At 64.4% G+C, this 15,188-nt stretch carries 18 protein-coding genes; 7 read left to right on the top strand and 11 right to left on the bottom strand.

What is annotated here, in order from left to right; genetic code table 11:
• Positions 1–26: 26 nt before the first annotated feature.
• The 3 genes from G6R19_RS07325 to G6R19_RS07335 form a co-directional block, all read right to left on the bottom strand.
• Positions 27–491: an NfeD family protein gene (locus tag G6R19_RS07325; RefSeq protein WP_163163759.1), complete on the bottom strand. Its 465-nt coding sequence runs from the start codon at positions 489–491 to the stop codon at positions 27–29.
• Positions 492–618: 127 nt separating this feature from the next.
• A complete protein-coding gene (locus tag G6R19_RS07330) occupies positions 619–1,506 on the bottom strand; it encodes a methyltransferase domain-containing protein (RefSeq protein ID WP_163163761.1) in 888 nt (295 codons plus the stop codon).
• A gap of 61 nt (positions 1,507–1,567) precedes the next feature.
• On the bottom strand, positions 1,568–2,248 hold the full coding sequence (locus G6R19_RS07335; RefSeq protein WP_163163763.1) for a peptide deformylase: 681 nt from the start codon (positions 2,246–2,248) through the stop codon (positions 1,568–1,570).
• A gap of 49 nt (positions 2,249–2,297) precedes the next feature.
• Here G6R19_RS07335 and G6R19_RS07340 point away from each other — a divergent pair, with 49 nt between their 5' ends.
• Positions 2,298–2,711: a nuclear transport factor 2 family protein gene (locus G6R19_RS07340; RefSeq protein ID WP_240341790.1), complete on the top strand. Its 414-nt coding sequence runs from the start codon at positions 2,298–2,300 to the stop codon at positions 2,709–2,711.
• On the opposite strand, the gene G6R19_RS07345 is transcribed toward G6R19_RS07340, so the two are convergent.
• The 4 genes from G6R19_RS07345 to G6R19_RS07360 form a co-directional block, all read right to left on the bottom strand.
• Positions 2,704–3,921 (bottom strand): NAD(P)/FAD-dependent oxidoreductase, encoded by a 1,218-nt coding sequence (locus G6R19_RS07345; RefSeq protein ID WP_163163765.1) that lies wholly within the window; start codon positions 3,919–3,921, stop codon positions 2,704–2,706. The two genes, G6R19_RS07340 and G6R19_RS07345, sit on opposite strands and share 8 nt — an antisense overlap.
• Before the next feature lies 1 nt (position 3,922).
• On the bottom strand, positions 3,923–4,618 hold the full coding sequence (locus G6R19_RS07350; RefSeq protein WP_163163767.1) for a class I SAM-dependent methyltransferase: 696 nt from the start codon (positions 4,616–4,618) through the stop codon (positions 3,923–3,925).
• Between the two features lie 4 nt (positions 4,619–4,622).
• Positions 4,623–5,816, bottom strand: coding sequence for a type III polyketide synthase (locus tag G6R19_RS07355; protein WP_163163769.1), 1,194 nt, complete (start codon positions 5,814–5,816; stop codon positions 4,623–4,625).
• A 707-nt stretch (positions 5,817–6,523) separates the two neighbouring features.
• Entirely contained in the window at positions 6,524–6,769 is a 246-nt protein-coding gene (locus tag G6R19_RS07360; RefSeq protein ID WP_163163771.1) for a hypothetical protein, read from the bottom strand.
• A 117-nt stretch (positions 6,770–6,886) separates the two neighbouring features.
• On the opposite strand from G6R19_RS07360, the gene G6R19_RS07365 reads away from it, so the two are divergent.
• Both G6R19_RS07365 and G6R19_RS07370 read left to right on the top strand, forming a co-directional pair.
• A complete protein-coding gene (locus G6R19_RS07365; RefSeq protein ID WP_163163773.1) occupies positions 6,887–7,294 on the top strand; it encodes a class F sortase in 408 nt (135 codons plus the stop codon).
• 554 nt (positions 7,295–7,848) lie between these two features.
• The gene (locus G6R19_RS07370) at positions 7,849–10,266 is read left to right on the top strand and encodes a glycoside hydrolase N-terminal domain-containing protein (protein WP_163163774.1); all 2,418 of its coding nucleotides are present in this window, start codon (positions 7,849–7,851) and stop codon (positions 10,264–10,266) included.
• 33 nt (positions 10,267–10,299) lie between these two features.
• Here G6R19_RS07370 and G6R19_RS20210 read toward each other — a convergent pair whose 3' ends face one another.
• The 3 genes from G6R19_RS20210 to G6R19_RS07380 form a co-directional block, all read right to left on the bottom strand.
• Positions 10,300–10,449, bottom strand: a complete 150-nt coding sequence (locus tag G6R19_RS20210; protein WP_205484289.1) for a hypothetical protein — start codon at positions 10,447–10,449, stop codon at positions 10,300–10,302.
• Positions 10,450–10,530: 81 nt separating this feature from the next.
• Positions 10,531–11,004, bottom strand: a complete 474-nt coding sequence (locus G6R19_RS07375) for a VOC family protein (protein WP_163163776.1) — start codon at positions 11,002–11,004, stop codon at positions 10,531–10,533.
• Positions 11,005–11,075: 71 nt separating this feature from the next.
• On the bottom strand, positions 11,076–11,474 hold the full coding sequence (locus G6R19_RS07380; RefSeq protein WP_163163778.1) for a methylmalonyl-CoA epimerase: 399 nt from the start codon (positions 11,472–11,474) through the stop codon (positions 11,076–11,078).
• A gap of 120 nt (positions 11,475–11,594) precedes the next feature.
• On the opposite strand from G6R19_RS07380, the gene G6R19_RS07385 reads away from it, so the two are divergent.
• Together G6R19_RS07385 and G6R19_RS07390 are read left to right on the top strand one after the other, a co-directional pair.
• Entirely contained in the window at positions 11,595–11,996 is a 402-nt protein-coding gene (locus G6R19_RS07385) for a DUF3054 domain-containing protein (RefSeq protein ID WP_163163780.1), read from the top strand.
• Positions 11,997–12,114: 118 nt separating this feature from the next.
• Complete coding sequence (locus G6R19_RS07390) at positions 12,115–12,396, top strand: Lrp/AsnC ligand binding domain-containing protein (protein WP_139029459.1); 282 nt, start codon at positions 12,115–12,117, stop codon at positions 12,394–12,396.
• A gap of 13 nt (positions 12,397–12,409) precedes the next feature.
• Here G6R19_RS07390 and trpD read toward each other — a convergent pair whose 3' ends face one another.
• Positions 12,410–13,468 carry an anthranilate phosphoribosyltransferase gene (gene trpD, locus G6R19_RS07395; protein WP_163163782.1) on the bottom strand — a complete coding sequence of 353 codons (1,059 nt, stop codon included), beginning with the start codon at positions 13,466–13,468 and terminating at the stop codon, positions 12,410–12,412.
• A gap of 148 nt (positions 13,469–13,616) precedes the next feature.
• On the opposite strand from trpD, the gene G6R19_RS07400 reads away from it, so the two are divergent.
• On the top strand, positions 13,617–14,255 hold the full coding sequence (locus G6R19_RS07400) for a heme-copper oxidase subunit III (protein ID WP_205484291.1): 639 nt from the start codon (positions 13,617–13,619) through the stop codon (positions 14,253–14,255).
• A gap of 86 nt (positions 14,256–14,341) precedes the next feature.
• Entirely contained in the window at positions 14,342–15,130 is a 789-nt protein-coding gene (locus tag G6R19_RS07405; RefSeq protein ID WP_163163784.1) for a c-type cytochrome, read from the top strand.
• The last annotated feature ends 58 nt before the right edge of the window (positions 15,131–15,188 follow it).

Consider the following 15,188-nt stretch of genomic DNA (forward strand, 5'->3'; position numbering starts at 1 on the left):
CTTGTTCCCCATTTGTTCAGGCTGTATCAGGACTGGCTTGCTGCTTCCGGCGGCGCTGACACCACTGCCGTGGCCCCATCGATGGCGGAAACCACAACTTTCTGGCCGGCTGGAAGGATGCCCCCTGCAGAACGAGCTGTCCAGATGTCTCCGCCGATCTTGACCAGGCCGCCGTCGGATGTCACCGGTTCCATCACCACGGCCTGCTCACCGATGAGCCGGTCAATGTTGGTGCGCTGCTCTGACGGACCGTTCTTCAGGTGGGCCAGGGCCACGGGCCGGACGAAGGCAATCATGAGCAGGGAGACCACGCAGAAGACCACGATCTGGAGCCAGAGGTCGGCGCCTGCGAAGTCCGCGACCAGGGCGGCGAGGGTGCCTCCGCCGAGCATGATGAAAAACAGGTCAAGCGTGATCATCTCGATCACTGCAAACGCCAGGAAGGCCGTGAGCCACAATGCCCACCAGTTTTCCCCGAGCCATTCGAACAACGTTCTCCCCCTTCGCTACGGGGAGCACGCACGCGCGCACCCGCCAGTAACTGTTCTTCAATCTTAGTGCGGCCCCCTTCGCTGTGGGCGGGCTCTCACCAGCCCGGCGGCGATAGTGGCCAAGTCGTTACGTCGCGGCAACTTTCCTCGGCCGGAATACCATCACCCTGAACCGGGCTTCGGCCTGCACCGGCTCGGGCAGGGCCAGCAGCCGTTCAGTAAGATCCCGCCGGTCAAGGTGGTGGCCCGCCGGGCCCATGTAGGCGAGGTCCGCGGCCTCCGGGCGGGTCAGTGTCAGGGGAATCCCGACGTCGGTGCTTGCCTCGGCGTCGAAATGGCTGCCCATGGCTTCGGCCAGCCGGGCGTCCTTGCCTTCCTCGATGCCGAGCATCCCGGTAGCAGCAGCGATGGCGGCAAGGTGCCCGCTCCGTGGAGTAACCACCACCAGGCGCCCGCCCGGTCGCAGGACGCGGGCAAACTCGGCGGCATTGCGCGGCGCAAAGATGACTGTGATGGCGTCCACTGAGTTATCTGCCAGGGGCAATGGCTGCCAGACATCGCACACCAGGTTCACGGCCTCGGGGTTGAGCCGCGCGGCGCGGCGCAGGGCGAACTTGGAGATGTCCACACCCAGCGCAGCCACCTGGCGGCGGTTCTGCGCCGCGGCCTGATCGAGCACGGCCCTGAGGTAATGCCCCGTTCCCGTCCCGGCATCAAGGACGGTGCTGCGCTCTTCAGGCAGGCAGGACACGACGGCGGCTGCCACCGCAGTTGCCAACGGCCGGTAATGCCCGGCCGCCAGGAAGTCGTAGCGTGCCCGGACCATGTCCGCGGTGTCGGCCTCGAAGACAGTGCCCTTCCCGACCAGCAGGTTGAAGTAGCCCTGGCGTGCAGCGTCAAAGCTATGGCCGGCGGTGCATACCAGTTTGCCCTGACCTGCATCGGCGGCGGCCTGGAGTCCCAGCGGTTTCCGGCACACCGGGCACAACAGCGGCAGGTCAGTCTTAGAGGGCATGCTAACCATCCTATGGCTCCAGAATCCCGCTTTTTTCGGGACGGGGCGTGGTGCCGGAAGGTCAGTGGAGGCTGATGCCGGCAGGACCGGCGCCGAAACCGAGCCCCTGCTGCGCCTTGGCGATGCCTGGCTCTGCCCAGTGGGCGGCGTATTCGGCGTTGGTGCTCAGGGACCTGAGCTGCGCGCGGTCCACGTACAGCACACCGTTCAGGTGGTCAGTCTCATGCTGGACAATCCTGGCCTGCCAGCCGGAAAACTCCCGCTGCATCCTTGTGCCATCCGGAGTCTGGAACTCAAGAAGCACATTCTCGTACCGGGCCACCACGGCCTGGAGGCCATTGAGGGAAAGGCAGCCCTCGTAGAAGGATGCCAAGCCATGACCCAGCGGCGTGTAGCGGGGGTTCAGGACCGCAAGGAAGTCCAGGGGGCTCCGGTGACGCAGGGCAGCGGCCTCAGGATCGACGTCGAACTGGTCCTCGACGACGGCCAGCTGCAGGGGTATACCAAGTTGGGGCGCGCCCAGCCCCACGCCCGGAGCCTCATGCATCACCTGGCGCATGAGGGTGATCAGGCGCCCGAGCTGGTCGTCGGACAGCTGCCCGTCAAAAGCGGCGGCGCGCTGCCTGAGCACGGGGTGACCCGCCTGAACAATGGGCGGGAACGCACCTGCGTCGAGGATCCGCTCCACGGTTTCGCGGATCTGCTCGGCGGTGTGTGCGGTTTCCGGCGGGCCTTGGTTCATGGGGAAAGCCTAGCGGCCGAGCGCCCTCCGCTCGGCTAGTGTCTATCCCGTGCCTGAAGAGTTCTCCGTGCTGACCCCGCCGCTGGACCGTGTCCTTACGTTTATCCGCGTCCTCGAATCCGGCGGGGGAGCGGCAGCCATCAGGCCTTTCCTCGCCGACTCCTTTGTCCTGGTGGAGGCGCCGCACCTCCTGGCGCCGGAAGGCTCCACGCGCACGCTGGCGGAGGTCCTGTCCGGCGCCGACCAAAGCCGGGAAGTGGTGGCCGACCAGAAGTTTGTGGTCAGGCGGACCACCTGTGAAGGCGGACGGGTGGCGGTGGAAGCGGATTGGTCCGCGACGGCCCTGATGGACCTCCGTTACTGGGACCGGGGGGAGATTATCCGGGCCAGGACGTCGTCGGTGTTCGAAGTCAGCAATGGGCTGATTGTCAGCCAGGACAGCTACGACTGCTACTTCAGGTAAGCCTGCTACGTCCGGTAAGCCCAAGCGGCGCCCACGCTGGCTGCCTGTCCAGCTCTTGCATGGTGAAGCGCCGGGCCACCCACCGGTTGACTGACGGTGTGGCAGCTGCCGCACTGATTCCCAGGTTTCGCAGGTCCAGCAAGGGCCGGGGCAGCGGCCGCCCCAGCAGCATGTTGATCTCGGACTGCCGCTGAGCCAGCCTCGCGGCACGTTGCCGGCTGGCTTGGTACTCCTTGAACTGCCGGTCAACCTGGCCGGGGGTTGCAAGTGCCGCCTGGAGGAGGGGAGAAAGGGCGCATGCGTCCAGCCACCCGAGGTTCATGCCCTGTCCGCCGATGGGGCTGATTTCGTGGGCAGCATCGCCGAGCAGGAACACCCGCCCGGCCATCATCCGCCGGGCCATGGTGGATCGGACGCTGAAGGCGCTCACCATGGTGTTGGTGCGGGCATCCGGGAGGATCCCGGTCCGGCGCAGGACCTGCTGTGCCAACTCATCCGGCGCGGCGGTACCGGCAGGCCTGCCCAACCGCACCACCCAGCGCCGGACCCCGCCCGGCAGCGGAAAAGACTCAACGATCCCGCCCGGCTCAAGGAACAGGACTGCCCGTTCGCCGTAAAACCCGGCGTCCCGGAAATCGCCCATGAGGTAGTGGTCGGGATATTTCTTTTGGCGCACGGGCACATCCAGGAGGCCGCGCACCTGGGACCGCGCGCCGTCGGCCGCTACAACGAAGGATGCCGTCCACGTGGATCCCCTGCCTTGGTCCTCCCCGGCGGGTCCGGCGGCCACGGTGACCTGCCCGCCGTCGTCCTTCACCCGCCTGACGCGCACACCCCTGACGAGGGCGGCCTTGTCTAATTGGCGGACGCGCTCCTCCAAAAGCCGCTCGGTGCGGAACTGGGGCAGGGCCAGCACGAAGGGAAAGGCCTCCGAGACTCCGGCGAATGACATGGTGCCCACAGTCTTTCCGCCGCTGACTGCCAGCCCTTCCCGGATCTGTACCCCCTCCTGCACCGCGGAAGCCGCAATGCCGATGTGCTGCAGACCCTCAAGGGCAGGGGGATGGATGCCGATGGCACGTGAGTGCAGGTTCCTGCTTTGCCTCTGTTCCAGGACCCTGACGCTGACGCCGTCCTGAAGCAGCAGGGCGGCCAGGTACAGGCCCACCGGGCCCCCGCCGATGATCAGGACCTCTGTGTCCGTGGACATGTCAGGTCCTGCGCAGGGCGAGAATCTGATGGAACTTAGGTCGGGTTTCGACGTTCCAGCCCGGGGGAGCGAGGGCGGCCAATTCGGTGGGGGTGTAGCTTCTGCGGATGGACGTCAGGCCGTCCGCCCGGATAAAGGACCGGCGGAACGGCAGCGCGGCGGCAGAGAAGAGTGCGTAGGCGGCAGGGCTCCGTCTCAAGTCGTTGTGCAGCGCTTTTTTGGTACTGAGAGCGGCTGAATCGGCGAGCAACTGCTGGAGTTCGTGCGCCGAAAGGTGGTGCAGGACGTGGTTCGAAACGACGAAGTCGAAACGCCTTCCTTCGCGGACAAGATCGGCGCTGTGCGCCTGCCGGAACTGCACACCGGGCAGGGGCGGCCGTCCCAGTGCGTACGCGGCGGCGCGTGGATCAGGGTCTATGCCGGTGATGTGCAGCGCAAGTCCGTCACGCCGCGCCCAGCCTGCCAACATCTGCGCAAGGTCGCCCCCGCCGGCGCCGATGTCCAGCAGGGTGGCTGGAGCGCCATTCGCAGACATGGAGGGACGAAGCTCCCTGGCATAGAGCCTCCGCCACCCGGCAAGCACGCGGTTGACCACTGCGAACTGGCGGTACGTGTTCTGGAGGAGCCGGGCGTCGCAGTCCGGCCTGTCCATGATTTCCACGGCGTCGACGGCGCGCTGCCGCATCATCAGGTCCATGGGACTAAGGGACGGATACTTCTGCCGCTGCCTGGCCCGGCACCTGCCCCACCAGTCCTGCACCGGGAGCCTGGCGCAGTTTTGTGAACAGCGCGGTTTCCACCGTAAGTCCCGGGCCGAAGGCCATGGAGCAGATGCGTTCGTCCCCGTCCTCAGGCTCCTGTTCCAGGATGTGTTTGAGGACAAAAAGTACTGTGGCGCTGCTCATGTTTCCGTAGTTCCGCAGTGTCTCCCGCGCCGGCACCAGTTGCTCCCCGGTGAGGCCGAGCCGGGACTGGACTTTGTCCAGGATGCTCCGTCCGCCGGGATGGATGGCCCAGTGCCGGATGGAGTTGTAGGGGAGTGCTTCCAGTTCCGGATCCCGGGCCAGGAGCGGCCGAAGGGCACCCACAATATGGTCATCGATGATGTGCGGCACATAATTTCCCAGCACCATTTCAAACCCGTGGTCGCCGATGTTCCAGGCCATGGCGTCCTCGCCGACCGGTGTGAGGACCGTTTCGAAGTGATCGAGCTGGAGCAGGGACTGTTCCGCCGACCCGCTGCGAGCCGTGACGACGGCGGCGGCGGCACCATCAGCGAACAGGGCTGAGCCCATAATCGTGTCGGGATCGTTTGAGGTGCGGACGTGCAGGGAGCACAGCTCGGCACACACCACCAGGACAACGGCCTGCGGGTCGGCCTCGCAGAACAGCTTGGCGGCGCGCAGTGCAGGGAAAGCTGCGTAGCAGCCCATAAACCCCAGGTGGTAGCGCTGGACAGCGGGATCCAGGCCCAGCTCCCGGACGACCTTATAGTCAGGGCCCGGGTTGAAAAACCCGGTGCAGGAGACGGTGATGAGATGAGTTATGTCAAGTAAATCGAGTTCAGGGGCGGCGTTGACGGCGGAACGGGCGGCTTCCACAAAGAGCTTGGTTGCCTCGCGGCCGAAGATGTCGTTGCGGACCTTTGTGCTGGGATTCAGCAGCAGGCCGGAGTCAGGATCGAAGAACTGTGGATCATCGGCCCGGTGATCCCTTGTGAGTTCTTCGACGGCGGTGAAACGCGTGTCAATGGCAGCGGAGTCAAAACAGGTATTGACCAGCCGTGAGCCAAGCCTGGACAATCCGGGCTGGGCCGCAAATACGTCACGGGCTTCTGTCTGGATCAGCATCGTTTTAGGAACTGCAGTTTCAAGTGATCGCACGTAGACCGTCATTGACTCATTCTTAACGAGCGCCCGGCATAAGACAATGCTGACCTGCGGATTCATCGTCGATGCGGATACTGCACACAGGCTGCAGATGTGCTGGGTCCCGCCCCTCCCAGGTCCGATACAAAACGCCGATAATCTACATTATGTCAAGTAACGCTGCGAACGATTGAAAGTGGTACCTATTTTTGTGGTCACGCTTTCGACGGGTGGACTTAAGCAGGATCGCGCTCTACCGTTCAAGCTGACTGCACAATCAGGAAAATCAAATTGGCGGGGGGCCATTAGATGCGAAAAGCTATTGCCGTCTTAGGAATCGCGGGGCTGGGAATGGCTGGCGGAGCTGCTCCCGCCGTCGCGGCCCCTGTCGCAAGCCAATCGGGCGCGTTGATCTGCCACCTCACAGAGTCGGGGACGTATGAGCCGTTTTTTGTCTCTCGCCATGGCATGATTCATAACCTGAATGGCCATGGAAGTCACAGTGGCGACATCATTCCGTTTCCCGGCTTTGGCGGTTCCCCGGCCGGCCAGAACATGACCCCGGAGAACGTTGTTATTTTCAACAACGGTTGCGTCGGAGCAGCGGTCTTACCGGCCATCCCAGCCGTTCCCGCTTCACCGGCAAACCCAGCCGTTCCCGCGTCACCGGCCACCCTTGGGAAAGCGCCCGGCGTTACCGGCACGAATCTGGGATACAACGTGGATACGGGCGCTCAAGCGCACCCTGTCCAGACGGAATCCGGCATCGTCTCCCCCACCTGGTTGGGCTGGGCCAGCGCCCTCCTCGCGGCCGGATGCGCGTGGACGGTCTGGAGATCAAGAGGCCATGCGAAGCGCTCTGCCGGATAAAAGCCGTGCTCGGCGTACGTCTCCAACAGTTCCGTGGCCCCTCTGTTCTTGCAGGCAGCCTTGCGGGCGTGCTCCTGGTCGCGGGGTGCGGCGCTGCAACTAATGTCCATCCCCCTCCGGGTACTGCGGGATCGCCGCAGGTCATCAGTGAACGGGGTACGGTTCCGCAGGCTGAAAGCGATCCGGTGGCTTCCCCACCGATTCGCATACGCTACCCCGCCGCCGGCATGGACGTAGCCGTTCACGCCCTCGAACCTGATGCGGAAGCCGAGGCCAGCCGCAACCTCGTGCCGCCGGAGACGATGGACGGATATTGGCTGTCGTCCTTTGGTTCTCCAGGTGCAGGCTCCTCGAACACAACTTATGTCATCGGCCATAGTTGGATAGGGCGGGAGGCACCCTTTAATAAACTGAGCACAGCAACCGCTCCGGGCGACAAGCTGACAGTTTGGACAGCGGCGGGGAACATGGACTTTCAAGTGGATTCGGTCGCCACCTACACGAAGTCAACCCTGCGGGACAGCGCCGTCTGGGCCGTTGTACCCAACAGGCTGGTACTCATCAGTTGCCACACGGGAGATCCCCAAGGCAAGAACGTGGTGATCACCGCGTCCCCTTCGCTAACCGGCCCGTAGCGGCGCCCTCGCCACCCGCTTCTTTTGCCGGTTATCTCCCAGCACCAACCCCACCGGCTCTTGTTGCCCGCCTAAGCCGAAACGCGAAGTAGACGACGGCGGCCCCGCTTAGAACTCCCAACATCCATGTGCCTTCGATCCCGAACAGCGGACCACTGGTACATACGCTTGTAGCGCCCGAGCCCTCTGCGGCATCAAGGCACTCACCACGTCTGAACCCGAGGTAAAGGACGTTGAAGACGACTAAGCCCAGGATCGCAATAGACCACGGCCACCGCGACGAGCGGTTCTCTGAATTTGCGTCCATGAGTTCACCCTATGGACCGGGCAGCGGAAAAGCGCTCCCCCACTCCTCACGATTTGCGGAGCATTTCCGTACGAAATCGGTGAAAGTCAAAGGAATCGTCCACGGAGAAACTCAGAATAGACATGGTGCGCCAATAACCGTGCCGCACCGTAGGTGGCAGGTAAAGTGCACGCAATGACTTCTCTGTGCCCCAACTTCAGCTGTCCTGCGGTGACAGGCCCGTTGCCCGAGTGCATGCGTACCTGACATGACGGCCAACCACCTTTATTACACCGCCCCCGCGCTGAACTGGCTGGACGGGCTTCCCTTGGGCAACGGCCGTCTCGGCGCCATGGTGCTCGCGGCCCAGGACCAGGTCAGGCTGCAGGTCAATGACAGCACGGCATGGTCTGGGAGCCCGGCCAGCGAGCACCGCTGTGGAGCCGTCAGCCCGGAGGTTGCGGCGGCGGCCCTCGCAAGGGCGCGGGCAGCGATAGCCGAGGACAGGCCAGTGGATGCGGAACGTGACCTTGAGGCGCTGCAGGGCCGGTACTCCCAGGCATACCTGCCATTTGCCGACGTGTTCATAGAGACCCCGAAGCCCGGCCGGCTGGTGGAACGTGGCCTGTCCCTGCGCTCGGCTACGCACAGCAGCCTTCAGGAGGCGGCCGGCACCAGCATTCGGCAGGAAACCTTCATCAGCGCTCCGGACCAGGTACTGGTGCACCGGCTCCGCTCTGAGTCCCCCACTGAGGTCATCCTGCGCCTTCAGACTCCCCTTCGCCAGACGCACTGCGCGTCCGGATCCAGCGAACTCTCCCTGCAGCTTCATCTTCCCGCGGATGCAGCTCCCGGCCACGAACCGGACGAGCCGCCCGTGACCTGGGAACTGCCGGGGATAACACCCGTGGCCGGCGCGGCTGTTCTGGCCCTGACCCATGATGGACAAGCCGGTGCCGCCGGCAGCGATGGCGGAGACGCGACGGTGGTCCTTACCGGCGTCACCGAACTGGTCTTGGTGCTGGCCACCAGCACAACCTTCACCGCACCCGGCCACCCGCCGCGCGGCAGTGCCGGCGATTGCGCCGCAGGGGCCTCCAACCGTGCCCACGCAGCCCTGGACCGTGGCTTTGACGCGCTGTGGAAGGACCACGTGGAAGCCCACAGGTTCCTCTTTGACCGGGTGAACCTGGCCCTCGAGCCGGGCCCCGATGCGCAAACGATCCCTGCAAACCTGCCCACAGACCAGCGGATCCTGACGGCCGCCCAACAGCCAGGCGGTGCTCCGGCTGCCGATCCCGGCCTGGTGTCGCTGCTCTTTGATTACGGGAGGTACCTGCTTATATCGTCCTCCCGGCCCGGGACCCTGCCGGCAACGCTGCAGGGTATCTGGAATGACGAACTGCAGCCGCCCTGGTCCTCCAACTACACGCTGAACATCAACACTGAGATGAACTACTGGGGGGCGGAAGCAGCCAACCTTGCCGAGTGCCACGAGCCACTGCTGGACCTGGTGGACGCACTGGCAGAACGGGGCCGCGCCACGGCGCGAAACCTGTACGGGACCCGCGGCTGGGCAGTTCACCACAACAGTGACGCCTGGGCGTTTACGTCCCCCACGTCCGGACATGCCAGCTGGTCCCAGTGGGCAATGGCCGGCGTGTGGCTCGTTTGCCACCTGGATGAGCGGCGACGCTTCGGCTCAGCCGCTCCAGACGAACTGCGGCGCTTCTGGGCGATGGCAGTCGGAGCCGCAGAGTTCGCATGCGACTGGCTGTTCGACGACGGCGGCCCCACTTTGCAGACGCGGCCCTCCACCTCCCCCGAAAACTGTTACCTGAGTGGACAAGGCAGGGCCGCCGTTACCACCTCCACCGGAATGGACCGGGCGCTGCTGAGCTGGCTCTTCGACACCGTGATTGCCCTGGCTGACGAAGTAGGCGAAGCGGACCACCCCATTGTTCGTGAGTCTGCTGCTGCACGGGAGCGGATCGCTCCGCCGGCCATCAGCAGCGGCACTGTCCTCGAATGGGGCCCATCCCACCCCGAAACAGAACCGGACCACCGGCACGTTTCGCACCTGGTTTTTGCCTATCCCGGCAGCACTCCCCTGTCCGGCGACCTGGGCACGGCGATTGGCACAACGCTGGACCGCAGGGGCGATGACTCCACCGGCTGGTCACTGATCTGGAAACTGTGCCTCCGCGCCCGGCTCCGGGAACCGGAGCGCGTAGCCGACCTGCTGCGCCTTCTCTTCAGGCCCGTCGCCACCACGGCAGTGGACCACTCCGGTGGCCTCTACCCGAATCTGTTCGCTGCGCACCCGCCTTTCCAGGTGGACGGAAACCTAGGGTTCATCGCAGCGGTCACGGAGATGCTCCTGCAGAGCCATGCCGGAGAAATCCGCGTGTTGCCTGCGCTCCCGACGGAACTCGCCACGGGCAGCGTCAGCGGGCTGGTTGCCCGGCCCGGCATCACCGTTGACATTCGCTGGGAGCAAGGCGCCGCCGTCGAACTTTCATTGACGCCGCGTAATGCCGCGGCTGTCCGCGCGCACACGGTCTGCATCGGCGGATGGACCAGTTCCGTGGAGTTACGGTCCGGCTATCGCACCCGGTTGGTCGCTGCCGGCGCGGAGTTTCACATTTCGTATACCGAGGCACCCGCCGGGGCTTTCGTGGCATAGCGCCAGCCCGCTGCAGCCACTGGGGCCGACAAGTCAGCGCCGCGGCCGGATTCCTGCCCCGACGACTGCGCCAATGCCGAGGCCCAGGGCGAGGCCGATAAACGGGCTGTCAAAGACAGCAAGGCCCAAGGTAATTCCGACGGCGGCTCCCACGAGGCAGCAGATCCACAGCGGTTTATTCATTGGACCTGCTGCCAGCCGGGGTTTTCCGGGAGTACTGCTGTGACTGGAACGGGCATCCACACGGGTGCGGCCACCCGGGAGTCAGCCGTCGTAGGCTTTCTGCAGTTCAGCAATGTCCAGCTTCCGCATTCCGAGCATCGACTCCATCGCCCGCTGCGACCCCTCCGGGTCCGGCCCGGCAATCAACGAGCCCAGTACAGAGGGAACGATCTGCCAGGATACTCCGAAGCGGTCCTTGAGCCAGCCGCACTTGCTTTCGTTACCGCCGTCCGTCAGGGCCGTCCAGTAGCGGTCCACGGACTCCTGGTCCTCGCAGTCGACCACGAACGAAACCGCCTCGGTGAAACTGGAAACCCGTGCACCATTCAACGCAGTGAACCCGCGGCCTTCCAGCTCGAACTCGACGGCGATCGCCTGGCCTGCAGGAGCGGGCGCACCTTCGCCAAAGCGCGAGATGTTGAGTATCTTCGAGTCGTCGAACACGGACGTGTAGAACTCTGCGGCCTCTTCCGCCTGGTTTTCGAACCAAAGACAAGTCCCGATGGTGCGTGGCATAGTTGCTCCCTTCCGGCTTGAGCCTAGTGCTGAAGGCCCGGGGGGACAACGGTCTATAGGCGCAAGTGAACTCACGCGTCCCGCCGTCCGGGGGCGGATGGTCCTGCCGCCAACTGGCTGACGAGTCCCAGCGTGTTGCCCTCGCTGTCCCGGATAAAAGCCAACCACTCGTCCGTTCCTGCCGGACCAAGAAGCCCGTCAGTGTGGCTGTAGATCACGTGCGGGGCCCCCACTACGTCCACTCCCCTGCCCGTAAGCTCCTCCACGGACTTCCTTACATCCGGAACGTCCAGGTACAAAAGAGCCCGCGGGGCACCGGCTTCCAGCAGCAGACGCACGCCGTCGAGGTCGAAGAACACCAGGCCGGGCGGGTCGAACACCGCCGTGGGCTGAACCGCCAGCAGCTCGGAGTAAAACGCCGCTGCGCGCCGGAGGTCGCCGGCGTACTGGGCAACCTGGATCAACCGCATGGTTCCGCCTTCCTTCTGCCTAGTTTGTCCATCCTGCTCAATGACAGGGTGTCCGGCAAGGGGCAACCGAGCGTCCGGAGCGGCGCAACTGGAACGCTGCCAATTGCTAGGCTCAAAACCATGACGCCTCCGATCCACCGGCCCCGCCCTTCGTCCCCGGCGCGGCTGGCAGCAGCTGCAGCCATTGCCGACGCCGTCCTGATCCTGGTGTTCGCCGCCGTCGGCCGTGACGCCCACCAACGCGGCGACGTTGTTGCCGGAGTGCTGCTCACTGCCTGGCCGTTTTTGGCTGGAGCTGCCCTTGGCTGGCTGGCAGCAAGAGCATGGCGCAACCCCTTGTCGGTGCGCTGGACGGGGGTGGCGGTCTGGATTGGGGCCTTGGGGGGCGGCATGGTGCTCCGGCTGCTGACGGGACAGACCGTTGTGCCGCCGTTCATCATCGTGGCGTTGCTGAGCCTGGGGCTGCTGCTGGTGGGGTGGCGGCTGGCATGGGCAGGGGTCCGGCGGCTCCGAAGCGCCTGAAGGAAGGCGGCCCGGCTGGCTGGAGGTCCGCCGGCAGCCCGCCCTGATGTAATAGGCTGGCAGCACCGAAAAGCTTGCCGGGCTATGCTACGGCGCAACAGATCCGGAAGGATTTATCGTGATCACCGCATTCGTTCTGATCAAGACCGACGCTGCCCGCATTCCTGAGACGGCCGAAGAGATCTCAGCGATCGAGGGCATCAGCGAGGTGTATTCCGTCACCGGCGAATGGGACCTGATCGCGGTGGCACGGGTTCCCCGGCACGAGGACCTGGCGGACGTTATTGCGGACCGCCTGTCAAAGGTTCCTGCCGTCGTCCATACAACAACGCACATTGCGTTCCGCGCCTACTCCCAGCATGACCTGGACGCTGCATTCGCCCTCGGCTTCGAGCAGTAGCCGGGCAGGGCGGTCACTGACGGCTCAGCGCGACCCAGTTCTCCAGGACGGCTGCGGCAGCCCCCGAGCCAATGGATTCGGCTGCGCGGCTGAATGCCTTGTGCATCCGGTCGAGGAACGGGCCGTCCGCACTGGTATCGAACGCCACCAGGCCGGCTGCCGCATTAAGGAGAACCGCGTCCCGCGCCGGACCTTCCTTGCCCGCAAGGACATCGCGGACCACGGCGGCATTGGCTTGCGCGTCTCCCCCGCGGAGCTGCTCAACAGTTGCCGGTTTGATGCCCAGGTCCGTGGGCGAGAACATCAGTTCCGCCACACTGCCATTGCGGATCTCCCAGACGGTTGAGGGACCCGTGGTGGTCAGTTCGTCGAGCCCGTCATTGCCGCGGAACACCAGGCCACGGCTTCCGCGCTGGGCCAGGACGCCTGCAACCAGCGGCGCCATTCTTGCGTTCGCGACGCCGACTGCTGAGGCCTGGACTTTGGCCGGGTTGGTCAGCGGGCCGAGGAAGTTGAAGGCCGTTGGGATGGCCAGTTCGCGCCGGGGCACGGCTGTGTGCCGGAATGAGGGGTGGAAGACCTGGGCGAAGCAGAAGGTGATGCCCGCATCCTCAGCATTGCGTGCCACCTGTTCGATGGACAGGTCAAGGCGGACGCCCAGTGCCTCCAGCACATCTGCCGAGCCGGACGACGACGACGCCGCCCGGTTGCCGTGCTTAACCACCTTAGCGCCAGCTCCCGCAGCCACCAGGGCGGCCATGGTGGAAATGTTTACCGTGTTCAATTGGTCACCGCCCGTCCCGACGATGTCCAGCTTTTCACCCGTGATGGAGACCGGCCTCGCGTGGGCCAGCATGGCATCCACCAGGCCGGAGAGCTCCTCGACCGTTTCGCCCTTGGCACTGAGGGCCACCAGGAATCCGGCGATCTGGGCGGGCGTCGCTTCCCCGGACATGATGGTGTCCATAGCCCAGGCGGTGCTGTCCGCCGTGAGGTCCTTGCCGCTGATCAATGCCGAGATCAGCCGCGGCCAGGTGTGGCCTGCCGCCGCTGCAGATGCCTGTGAAGTCACCTGTTGATGCTATCGGGGGATGGGCGGGAGTGACCAATATGAACGGGCGGGGGAACTTTTCGCGGCGATTTCGCGTCTTTGTAGAAAAAGTCCCTCGAAAAGGCGGTTTGCGTTGGGCAGCACGGACTTTTACAGACATAATGTCTATGTGACATCTGCGACCCATGCCCCCAGTACCCCGGCGCACCCCACGCTGAACCGCCCCAATATGGTTTCCGTTGGAACCGTTGTGTGGCTGTCCAGCGAGTTAATGTTCTTCGCCGGTCTCTTCGCCATGTACTTCACGCTGCGCTCCACGAGTGCGGAAATGTGGGCGGATGAGACGGCCAAGCTCAACTTCCCCTTTGCGCTCGTCAACACGATCGTCCTCGTGGCAAGTTCGTTTACTTGCCAGATGGGCGTCTTCGCCGCTGAGCGGCTGCAGCCGCGCCGAACCGGAGGTGCCTTCCAGTTCGCCCGCTGGGGAATGAACGAATGGTTCACCCTGACCTTCCTTATGGGGGCGTTCTTCGTCGCCGGCCAGGCCACGGAATACGCGATGTTGGTTTCCGAGCACGTCTCGCTCTCCTCAAACGCTTACGGGTCGGCCTTCTACATGACCACCGGCTTCCACGGCCTCCACGTGATCGGCGGCCTGGTGGCCTTCCTCCTGATCATGGGCCGTTCCTTTGCCGCGAAGAAGTTCGGGCACTTCGAAGCAACGTCTGCGATCGTCACCTCGTACTACTGGCACTTCGTTGATGTCGTCTGGATCGGCCTCTTCCTGGTCATCTACGTACTCAAGTAGCCAGCTTTGATTCTTTTTCTACAAGAGGCAGAATTTCAGGTAGCGGCTCCCGGAGCCGGCGCAGGATCGAATAAAGGAACCACCACGTGAAGGCACTCTCGCAAAAGCGGCGTCACCCACTGGCAGCAATCGCACTGCTGCTGATGGGGCTCCTCATCACCGGCGGGCTGTACGCCGTGGCCACCACCGTCAACGAGGCTAAGGCCTCCACCACCACCTTCAGTGCAAATGATGCCGAAGAAGGCGGCAAGCTCTTCGCCGCCAACTGCGCCACCTGCCACGGCATGGGTGGGAGTGGCTCCCAGGACGGCCCGTCCCTCGTCGGTGTTGGCGCCGCATCTGTTGACTTCCAGGTGGGAACCGGCCGCATGCCGATGCAGATGAACGGCCCCCAGGCCCTGGAGAAGCCCGTCCAGTTCAACGATGAGCAGACCCACCAGCTTGCAGCCTATGTTGCCTCCCTGGGTGCCGGCCCGGCAATCCCTGAAGAAAGCCTGCTCGACGAAGGCGGCGATGCAGCCGCCGGTGGCGAGCTCTTCCGCACCAACTGCGCCATGTGCCACAACGCTGCTGCCGCCGGTGGCGCCTTGACCCGCGGTAAGTTCGCACCTGCCCTGGAGGACACCTCCGGCAAGCACATCTACGAGGCCATGGTAACCGGTCCGCAGAACATGCCGGTCTTCAGTGACTCCAACATCACCCCTGAAGGCAAGCGCGACATCATCACCTTCCTGAAGCAGATCGAAACCAGCGGTTCCCCCGGTGGCGCTGAGCTGGGATCCCTGGGTCCCGTGGCAGAAGGCCTGTTCGTCTGGATCGCAGGTCTCGGCGTCATCATCGCCTTCACCATCTGGCTGACCTCGCGGACGTCCTAGGACCTCCTCGAAGCCCTGCACAACTTCTGCTGATCCGTCAGCAGCTTGATATTAGAAA

The sequence above is a fragment of the Arthrobacter sp. Alg241-R88 genome (genome assembly GCF_900537115.1).
In the GTDB taxonomy this organism is placed as follows: domain Bacteria; phylum Actinomycetota; class Actinomycetes; order Actinomycetales; family Micrococcaceae; genus Arthrobacter.